The sequence below is a fragment of the Mycolicibacterium pyrenivorans genome (genome assembly GCF_025821625.1).
Lineage (GTDB): Bacteria > Actinomycetota > Actinomycetes > Mycobacteriales > Mycobacteriaceae > Mycobacterium > Mycobacterium pyrenivorans.
This window is the reverse complement of the sequence record NZ_JACKSH010000135.1, coordinates 21,850-31,063: the sequence shown is the minus strand read 5'-3', so window position 1 is coordinate 31,063 and position 9,214 is coordinate 21,850. Positions and strand designations below refer to the sequence as shown.

Sequence of the window (9,214 nt, the reverse complement as noted above, 5' to 3'; positions counted from 1 at the left end):
CACCCTCCCACCCCACGTCCCTCCCGCCGCCCCTGCTCGACGACCCCGCCGACCTGTCCCCACTACGCGCGATGGGGTCCGACCCCGATGAGCTGTTCGCGTCGTTCGCGGGGTGGGCCGAGGCGAGCGGCACTGCGCTTTACCCGGCGCAGGAGGAGGCGCTGATCGAACTGGTCAGCGGCGCCAACGTGGTGCTGGCGACGCCGACCGGGTCGGGCAAATCCCTGGTGGCCACCGGCGCGCTCTATGCGGCGCTGGCGGCGGGACGGCGCAGCTACTACACGGCGCCGATCAAGGCGCTGGTGAGCGAGAAGTTCTTCGCGCTGTGCGACGTGTTCGGGGCCGCCAACGTCGGCATGCTCACCGGCGACGCCTCGGTGAACGCAGGGGCGCCGATCATCACCTGCACCGCGGAGGTGCTGGCCAACATCGCGCTGCGCGAAGGCGGCCGGGGCCGGACCCCGATCAGCACGAGCCTGGTGGTGATGGACGAGTTCCACTTCTACGGCGACCCCGACCGCGGCTGGGCCTGGCAGGTGCCGCTGCTCGAGCTGCCGAACGCCCAGTTCCTGCTGATGTCGGCCACGCTCGGTGACGTCACATTCCTGCGGGAGGACCTCACCCGCCGCACCGGACGGCCGACGGCGCTGGTCGCCAACGCCGAACGCCCCGTCCCACTGTTCTACAGCTATGCCACGACACCGATGCACGAGACGATCGGCGACCTGCTCGACACCCGGCAGGCACCGATCTACGTCGTGCATTTCACCCAGGCCTCGGCGCTGGAGCGGGCGCAGGCGCTGATGAGCATCAACGTGAGCACCAAGGAGGAGAAGGCCGCGATCGCCGAGCACATCGGCGCCTTCCGGTTCTCCACCGCGTTCGGCTCGACGCTGTCGCGACTGGTCCGCCATGGCATCGGCGTTCACCATGCGGGGATGCTGCCGAAGTACCGGCGACTGGTGGAGCAGCTCGCCCAGGCCGGCCTGCTCAAGGTCATCTGCGGCACCGACACCCTCGGTGTCGGCATCAACGTGCCGATCCGGACCGTCGTCTTCTCCGCGTTGTCGAAGTACGACGGCACCCGCACCAGGCTGCTCAACGCCCGGGAGTTCCACCAGATCGCCGGGCGGGCCGGGCGCGCCGGCTTCGACACCGCGGGCACCGTCGTCGTCCAGGCGCCCGACCATGAGGTGGAGAATCTCAAGCAGTTCGCCAAGGTCGCCGATGATCCGAAGAAGCGCCGAAAGCTGGTGCGCCGCAAGGTTCCCGAGGGCATGGTGCCGTGGGGTGAGGCCACGATGACCCGACTGGTCGAGGCCACGCCCGAACCGCTGACCAGCAACATGCGGGTGTCGACGGCGATGATCCTGGACGTCGTCGACCGGCCCGGGGACCCGTTCACCGCGATGCGCCGGCTGCTCACCGAGAACCACGAGCCGCGCAAACGACAACTGCAGCACGTCCGCGAGGCGATCGGCATCGCCCGCTCCCTGCTGCAGGCCGGCGTGGTGGAACGGCTCGAGCAACCCGAGCCCGACGGTCGCCGCTACCGACTCACCGTCGACCTGCCTCCGGATTTCGCACTCAACCAGCCGCTGTCGACGTTCGCGCTCGCCGCGGTCGGTGTGCTCGACGCGGCATCGGAAACGTATGCGCTGGACGTCGTATCGGTCATCGAGGCGACCCTGGAGGATCCGCGTCAGATCCTGGCCGCGCAGTTGAACAAGGCCAGGGGTGAGGCCGTCGCCGCGATGAAGGCCGAGGGCATCGAATACGACGAGCGGATCGAACTCCTCGATGACGTCACCTACCCCAAGCCGCTCGACGAGCTACTGGCCCACACCTACGAGGTATACCTGCAGAGCAACCCGTGGGCCGCCGACGCGCGGCTGTCACCGAAGTCCGTGGTGCGCGAGATGTGGGAGCGCGCGTTCACCTTCCGGGAGTTCGTCAGCGTCTACGGGCTGACCCGTTCGGAGGGTGCGGTGCTGCGCTATCTCTCCGATGCGTTCAAGGCACTGCGCTCCGGAGTGCCGGCCGCGGCCCGCACCGAGGAGGTCACCGACATCGTAGAGTGGCTGGGTGAGCTTGTGCGCCAGGTCGATTCAAGTCTGCTCGACGAGTGGGAGCAGCTCACCAGCCCGGACCAGCCGCTGGACGCACCGGTGACGGTGCCGGCCCGTCCGCGTCCGCTCACCGGCAACGAGCGCGCGTTCACCGCGATGGTGCGCAACGCGTTGTTCCGGCGGGTGGAGTTGTTCGCCCGGCGACGCTGGTATGACCTCGGCCAGTTGGACGCCGACTCCGGATGGACCTCCGAGCGCTGGGAGGAGGTCGTCCGCGCGTACTTCGACGAGCACGACGAGGTCGGCACGGGCGCGGATGCCCGCGGCCCCGCGCTGCTGATCATCGACCGGCAGCCTGATGTGTGGCGGGTGCGCCAGATCCTGGACGACCCTGCGGGCGACCATGACTGGGGCTTCGAGGTGGAAGTCGACCTGCCCGCCTCCGACGAGGAGGGCGCGGCGGTGATCCGGATGGTCGACGCCGGGCGCATGGACTAGAAGCGACCATCGCCCTCAGTCCGGCGGGTAGGGCAATCCGAATTCGTCTGCGAACAGGCTCTGCGCGATGATCATCGCGGCATTGGACCCCGCCGCCATCGCGCCGGCGACGTGAGGCTGCTGCGCGCACACATCTCCGGCCGCGAACACATTGGGTTGGTCGGTCCGGAACAGTGCGTCGACCCCCGTCGCATCCAGTCCCAACGAACCGGACGTGCAACTGGCACCGAGCTTTTCGCCCAGTGAGGACCGCTGCCGCAGCGGCGCCTCGACCAGGAGCCCATCCCGCTGGATGCGGGCGCCGTCGGCGAACACGATCTCGGTCAATCGGCCCAGCCGGCCGATCAGTTCGGCCACCGGCCGCTCGTCGACGGGCACACCGGCGTTCCGCAACAGCTGCTGCTGGGTGGCGCTGAGCCGCGCAGGCCCGTCGGTCAGCAGCACCACGTCGCCGCTCCACCCGCGCAGCATCAACGCCGCGTGCACGGCGTCCTCACCCGAAGCCATCGCCGCCAACCTGCTGTCCCGCATCTCCCAGCCGTGACAGAACGGGCATTGGAACACCGACTCACCCCACAACGGACCCAGACCCGGCAGGTCCGGCGGGCAGTACCGCATCCCGGTGGCCAGCAGTACCCGACGGGCATGCACGCGCTGTCCGCCGCTGAGGATCAGTTCCAGCCCATCGGCGACAGGCGACCCGTCCAGCACCTCCCCGGCGCGGTACTCGACGGTGGGATAGGACGCGAGCTCACGACGACCGGCGGCGTAGAGCTCGCCCGGCGGTCGCTGGTCGTATCCGAGGAGACCGCCGATCGCGGGCGCCGCCCGGTTGCTCTGGTCGTCGGCGTCGACCACGAGCGTCCGGCGGCGCGCCCGGCCCAGCACCAGGGCGGCGCTCAAACCCGCCGCACCGGCGCCGACGACAACACATTCCCAGTCTTCGGTCACCCGGCACAGGTTGCCGGTGACGCCCGGGTCAAACCCCCGATGCGCTAATCCCCGGCCGCGACCAGGGACCGCAGGGACAGGCCGGGGTTGTCCCGTTGGACGTTCTCGAGGCGCCACTTCGTGGAGAACACCGCGAGCACGACGCCGTCGGTGCGGGTGAACACCTCGACCGACGCCTGCTTTGCCAGCAACTCGGCATCGGCGGGGTCGGCGGCGCGGGCCACCGTGTACGGCAGCGGCTCGAGCTGGATCGGCGCACCGAACTCGCCGGCCATCCGGTGACTGGCGACCTCGAACTGCATCGGGCCGACGGCGGCGAACACCGGCGCCTGGTCACCGCGGCGGTCCGAGCGCAGCACCTGGATGACGCCCTCCTGGTCGAGCTGCTCGATCCCCTTGCGGAACTGCTTGTGCTTGCTCGGATCGGTTCCGCGCGCGACGGCGAAATGCTCGGGCGAGAAGCTCGGGATCGGCGGATACTGCACGGCGACGTCCTGGTAGAGGGTGTCGCCCGGACGCAGCGCGGCGGCGTTGGCGAGCCCGATGACGTCGCCCGGCCATGCGGTGTCCAGGGTGGACCGCTGCTGACCGAACACCGACTGCGCGTACTTGGTCACGAACGGCTTGCCGGTGGCGGCATGGGTCAGGACCTCGCCCCGTTCGAACGTCCCCGAGCACACCCGGGCATAGGCGATGCGGTCCCGATGGGCGGAGTCCATACCCGCCTGGACCTTGAACACGAACGCGCTGAACGGTGCGGCCGCCTCGCGGCGGTTGCCGTCGACGTCGAGCGCCCCGTTCGGTGACGGTGCGAGCTGAGCGAGCACGTCGAGAAGCTGGTTGACTCCGAAATTGAGGGCGGCCGAGGTGAACAGGACCGGTGTCGAGGTGCAGTCGAGGAACGTGTCCGGATCGAAGTCGGCACCGTCGGCGCTGAGCAGTTCGGACTCCTCCACCGCGGTGTCCCAGTCCAGACCGGCGGCGTCGTGTGCCCGTGAGGGATCGATGTGCTCCTCGGGAGCGGCGGTGGCGCCGCCGGCGGTACGGGTGAACCGGATGAAGTTGCCGGTGCGCCGGTCGAGGACACCCTTGAAGTCGCCGGCGATGCCGACGGGCCAGGTCAGCGGGGTGGGCTGCAGCCCGATCCGCGCCTGGATCTCGTCCATCAACTCCAGGGCATGGCGGCCCGGGCGGTCCCACTTGTTGACCACCGTGATGATCGGGATGCGACGGTGACGACACACCTGGAAGAGCTTCAGCGTCTGCGGTTCCAGCCCCTTCGCGGCGTCGATGAGCATCACCGCGGAATCGACGGCGGTCAGCACGCGGTAGGTGTCCTCGGAGAAGTCGGCGTGGCCGGGGGTGTCGAGCAGGTTGATGATGCACGTCGTGCCGGCCTGCGTCTTGTACGGGAACTGCAGGGCCGTCGAGGTGATGGAGATGCCGCGGGCCTTCTCCATCTCCATCCAGTCCGACACGGTCGCGCGGCGACCCGCCTTGCCGTGGATTGCCCCTGCCTCGGTGATGGCTTTGGCATGCAGCACCAGCGCCTCGGTCAAGGTGGACTTGCCGGCGTCGGGGTGGCTGATCACTGCGAACGTTCTGCGGCGTCGCGCTTCGGCGGAGATTCGGTCTGCCTGAGGCCCGGCGGCCGTCGTCGACACACCAGAGGCGGTATCGGTCATTGCGTGGTCGATTTTATTGGCCGCGGCGCCGAAACGATAATCGCGGTCTTCCAGCCACGATGACGGCGGCGCGATGCGTTTCGATCTCCCGATCCGCGGTAACACTCAACCGCACCCGTCGGTGCCCCGTACCGACGTGATTGCGACCGAGGAAGGATCACCATGGCACTCGACGACGATGACATCACGACCTCCGGCGGCGGCGGCGAAGGCACCGCCGACGGCGGCTCCAATCCCGAAGGCCACGACGGCGGAGCCGACGGGGCCACGACGGCGGAGCCGACGGAACCGCAGGCGGCGAAGGCACCGCCGACGGCGGCTCGAACCCCGAAGGCCACGACGGCGGAGCCGACGGAACGGCCTGATCGCTTCGCGATGCTGAGGCGCTGCGTCGCCGCCGACCCACATACGTTCGCCACGGACTACTGGGGTCGGCGGCCACTGCTCAGCCGGTCCGGTTCGCTGCCCCGCGATTTCGGGGATCTGCTCTCGCCCGCCACGGTCGACGAGTTGATCGCCGAGCGCGGGGTACGCGCGCCGTTCATCCGCCTGGCCAAGGAGGGCGACGTCCTGGCCAGGGACTGCTACGTCGGGCCTGCGGGCTTCGGCGCCGACATGCCCGATCAGGTCGACTCCGCCAAAGTGCTGGCCGAGTTCGCCGCGGGCGCGACGATAGTGCTGCAGGGGCTGCACCGGCTGTGGCCGCCGCTGATCGACTTCGTCCGGCAGGCCGTCGACGACCTCGGTCATCCGGTGCAGGCGAACGCCTACATCACCCCGCCCAGCAACCGCGGATTCGATCCTCACTACGACGTTCACGATGTCTTCGTCCTGCAGGCCGCCGGGCAGAAGCGCTGGATCGTGCACGAGCCGGTGCACGCTCATCCCCTGCCCTCCCAGCCGTGGACCCAGCACCGGGAGGCGATCGCCGAGCGGGTAACCGGGGAGCCGGTCATCGACACCGTGCTGTCGCCGGGCGATGCGCTGTACCTGCCGCGCGGCTGGGTGCACTCGGCGCAAGCGCTGGAGTCGACGTCGATTCACCTGACGATCGGGGTCGCTCCCGTGACCGGCGTGAACGTCGCCCGCGCGGTCGTCGATCAACTCGCGACCGTCGAGGCGTTCCGGGAGTCGCTGCCGATGGGCGGCGACCCGACCGCTCCGGATGAGATCATCGCGGCGGTGACGAAGGTGATGGCGCAGATGGTCGACACCCTGCGCGACGAGGCGTCCACGCTCAGCGGCGGCGCCGCCGCCCAGTTGACGCGACGCCACGCCGATCGGACCCGGCCCGTCGCGGTGCGTCCGCTGGCCACCCTGGCGGCCGCGGAGTCGGCCGACAGCATCAGGGTGCGGTGGCGCCACGGGCTGGTGGCCACACTCGACAGTGCCGGCGGCCGCGTCGTGCTGCGTCTCCCCGACCGCGTCATGACGTTCCCGGCCTCGTGCGCGGACGCCGTTCAGGCGCTGCACCGCGGGCTCACCGCCGACGCGGCAACGCTGCCCGGGCTCGACCGTGCCGACGCGACGGTACTGATTCGCAGGCTGCTGCGCGAGGCCGTGGTGGTACCGGCACCCGATCGGGACGGTCCCTTGTCGGCGGCCGGCGGATGACGACACCGAAGAGAATCCCGTGCAGTGACCAGTCGTTGGCTCGCGACGACCCCATGTACGGGACCGCGTCGGCGGGATCGTCCTGGGTGCTGCTCGAATTGAGCGGCGGCTGGGGCCATTCGGCGTTTCTCAACTCACCGGCCGTCATCGATCCCGACCTCGGACGGGCCATCGTGCGGAGGGTGGAGAGGGCCGGTATGCGGATCGCGGCGATACGCCGTCATGGTCGTCGCGACACGGCACCCCGGTGGCGGTGGTTCGTGGCCCGGGCCGGCCTGGGTGACGAGGCGCTCTACGCCGGTGAGGTGGATTCTCCCGCCGACTACCTGAACCTGGCCCTCGACGGAACCGACGGCACGCTGTCCAGCGATCCGGTGGTCGCCATCTGCGCGCACGGCAAGCACGACCAGTGCTGCGCGGTCCGCGGGCGCGGCGCGACGGCGGCCATCGCGGCCGAGTTCCCCGAGATAACCTGGGAATGCTCCCATTTGGGCGGTGACCGGTTCGCGGCGACCATGCTCGTGCTGCCCGAAGGGCTGTGTTACGGGCGAGTGGACTCCACCGATTCGGCCGGGCTTGTCCGCCTGTACCTCGACGGCCGGCTGGACAACAGGTATCTGCGCGGGCGCACCTCGCTACCGCACGCGGTGCAAGCCGCCCAGTACTTCGCCCGCGAGAAGTACGGCGACGACCGTATCTCTGCGCTGCCTCCGCTCGACGTCGAGCGCACCGGCGGCGGGGTTCGGGTCGTGCTCGGCGGCGAGGCGGGCCCCATCGAGGTCCGGCTCAACGAAGAACTCTCCGAACCACTCCTGTCGCAGTGCTCCGCGAAAGTTCCAGGCGCAGTCCGCGTTTTCACCCTGGCGTCCATCGCGTCGGCGTGAGCTTCAGGCGTACCCCAGCGCGGCATCCTCGGCCCGCTCACCTGTGATTTCGGTGTAGTTGGTCACGCTGACATTGACCAGCGACACCCGAATCGCAATCGGGAACAAGGGCGCCGGTCAGGGTCCGGCGGGAGGCCGTGGCGCATGCAGGTCGAAGCGGACCCCGAGCATCCTGATCACGAAGCACACGCTCGCCGCCCCCAGCGCGGCGACCGTTCCCTGGTGGCCGAGGCTGTGGGCCGCGGCGGCGCAGCCGGCGCCGATCAGCGCCGGGATCGCGTAGAGCTCGCTGCGCAGCACGGTCGGGATCCTGCCGATCATCACGTCCCGGATGGTGCCCCCGCCGACCGCGGTGATCGCCCCGATGATGACCGCCTGGACCACACCGAAACCCATCTCCAGCGCCTTGAGCGCGCCCAGCACCGCGAACACGCTCAACCCCACGGCGTCGAGCACGGTGATGGGCATCGCCAACCGCTCGAGGCGGCGGCTGAGGGCGAAGGCGAGGAGCCCGCCGCCCGCCGCCAGGGCCAGATAACGCCAGTCGAGGAACGTCGCAGGCGGAAGATCGTCGAGGAGCATGTCGCGGATCGTGCCGCCACCGAGCGCCGTGAACATACCGAGGGTGACCACGCCGACGATGTCGAGCCGTGCGGTCCGCACCGCGGTCAAGGCGCCGTTCAACGCGAACGCGAAGGTGCCGATGAAGTCGAGCGCCAGCAGCAGGGGCGACATCGACATGCACGAGGTATACCCGATCCGCGGCCAGGTGGACTCCCGCCACACAGGTAGGTTCGAGACGGTGAACCACGCAGACGGCGACGGAGCCGACGCCAGCATGCTGACCGGCGTCTCCGAGACAGCGTTGCTGACGCTCAACGGAAGGGCGCACCAAGCCCGCCACCGGGACGCCATCATCGACGATCCGATGGCCATCAGGCTCGTCGACGCGATCGAGTTCGATTTCGACAAGTTCGGCCGCAAGGGCCAGGAGATGGCCCTGCGCTCGCTGGCCTTCGACCGGGCCGCGACGCGGTACCTGTCCCGCCACCGTCGTCGCCCTCGCCGAAGGCCTGCAGACGAGCTTCTGGCGCCTGAGCAGTTTGCTCCCGAACCCCGAATTCCGCTGGGTCACCGTCGATTTCCCGCCGATCGTCGACCTGCGTCAGCGGCTGCTGCCTGCTTCGCCACGGATCACCAACCTTGCGCAGTCGGCACTCGACTACACGTGGATGGACGGGGTGGACACGAGCAACGGCGTCTTCATCACCGCGGAGGGCCTGCTGATGTATCTGCAGCCCGACGAGGCGATGGGTCTCATCACCGAGTGCGCCAGACGGTTTCCAGCATCGCCAAGGCCTACGTGTCCGAAGCCGTCAACCGGGTTGCCGGACAAGCGCTTCAGCTACCCGGCGGGATCGGCTTCACCTGGGAGCACGACTTGCACCTCTTACCTACGGCGGGCCCGCGTCAACGCCCTGCTCTGCGGTGACACCCGCCATCACCGGGAACA

7 protein-coding genes and 1 pseudogene are annotated in these 9,214 nt (G+C 69.4%); 5 read left to right on the top strand and 3 right to left on the bottom strand.

Going from position 1 to position 9,214, the window contains the following annotated elements; genetic code table 11:
- Positions 1 to 32 precede the first annotated feature (32 nt).
- Positions 33 to 2,567, top strand: a complete 2,535-nt coding sequence (locus H7I57_RS16585) for a DEAD/DEAH box helicase (protein WP_372510245.1) — start codon at positions 33 to 35, stop codon at positions 2,565 to 2,567.
- A 15-nt stretch (positions 2,568 to 2,582) separates the two neighbouring features.
- Here H7I57_RS16585 and H7I57_RS16580 read toward each other — a convergent pair whose 3' ends face one another.
- Both H7I57_RS16580 and H7I57_RS16575 read right to left on the bottom strand, forming a co-directional pair.
- Positions 2,583 to 3,518, bottom strand: coding sequence for an NAD(P)/FAD-dependent oxidoreductase (locus H7I57_RS16580; RefSeq protein WP_264024726.1), 936 nt, complete (start codon positions 3,516 to 3,518; stop codon positions 2,583 to 2,585).
- 44 nt (positions 3,519 to 3,562) lie between these two features.
- Complete coding sequence (locus H7I57_RS16575; protein ID WP_264024724.1) at positions 3,563 to 5,203, bottom strand: peptide chain release factor 3; 1,641 nt, start codon at positions 5,201 to 5,203, stop codon at positions 3,563 to 3,565.
- Positions 5,204 to 5,578: 375 nt separating this feature from the next.
- Here H7I57_RS16575 and H7I57_RS16565 point away from each other — a divergent pair, with 375 nt between their 5' ends.
- Positions 5,579 to 6,817: a cupin domain-containing protein gene (locus H7I57_RS16565; protein ID WP_264024722.1), complete on the top strand. Its 1,239-nt coding sequence runs from the start codon at positions 5,579 to 5,581 to the stop codon at positions 6,815 to 6,817.
- Complete coding sequence (locus H7I57_RS16560) at positions 6,814 to 7,701, top strand: ferredoxin family protein (RefSeq protein WP_264024720.1); 888 nt, start codon at positions 6,814 to 6,816, stop codon at positions 7,699 to 7,701. The genes H7I57_RS16565 and H7I57_RS16560 overlap by 4 nt, the downstream gene beginning before the upstream one ends.
- Positions 7,702 to 7,818: 117 nt before the next feature.
- On the opposite strand, the gene H7I57_RS16555 is transcribed toward H7I57_RS16560, so the two are convergent.
- Positions 7,819 to 8,442 carry a trimeric intracellular cation channel family protein gene (locus tag H7I57_RS16555; protein WP_264024719.1) on the bottom strand — a complete coding sequence of 208 codons (624 nt, stop codon included), beginning with the start codon at positions 8,440 to 8,442 and terminating at the stop codon, positions 7,819 to 7,821.
- A 97-nt stretch (positions 8,443 to 8,539) separates the two neighbouring features.
- Here H7I57_RS16555 and H7I57_RS16550 point away from each other — a divergent pair.
- A pseudogene (locus H7I57_RS16550) lies at positions 8,540 to 9,047 on the top strand (class I SAM-dependent methyltransferase); the annotation flags it as partial.
- Positions 8,930 to 9,193 (top strand): acyl-CoA dehydrogenase family protein, encoded by a 264-nt coding sequence (locus H7I57_RS33775; RefSeq protein ID WP_372510244.1) that lies wholly within the window; start codon positions 8,930 to 8,932, stop codon positions 9,191 to 9,193. The pseudogene H7I57_RS16550 and the gene H7I57_RS33775, both read left to right, overlap by 118 nt.
- Positions 9,194 to 9,214 lie beyond the last annotated feature (21 nt).

Excerpts from the sequence above, each read along its gene's own strand:
- H7I57_RS16560 (WP_264024720.1), top strand. The coding sequence starts at position 6,814 with ATGACGACACCGAAGAGAATCCCGTGCAGTGACCAGTCGTTGGCTCGC.
- H7I57_RS16565 (WP_264024722.1), top strand. The coding sequence starts at position 5,579 with ATGCTGAGGCGCTGCGTCGCCGCCGACCCACATACGTTCGCCACGGAC.
- H7I57_RS16575 (WP_264024724.1), bottom strand. The coding sequence starts at position 5,203 with ATGACCGATACCGCCTCTGGTGTGTCGACGACGGCCGCCGGGCCTCAG.
- H7I57_RS16555 (WP_264024719.1), bottom strand. The coding sequence starts at position 8,442 with ATGTCGATGTCGCCCCTGCTGCTGGCGCTCGACTTCATCGGCACCTTC.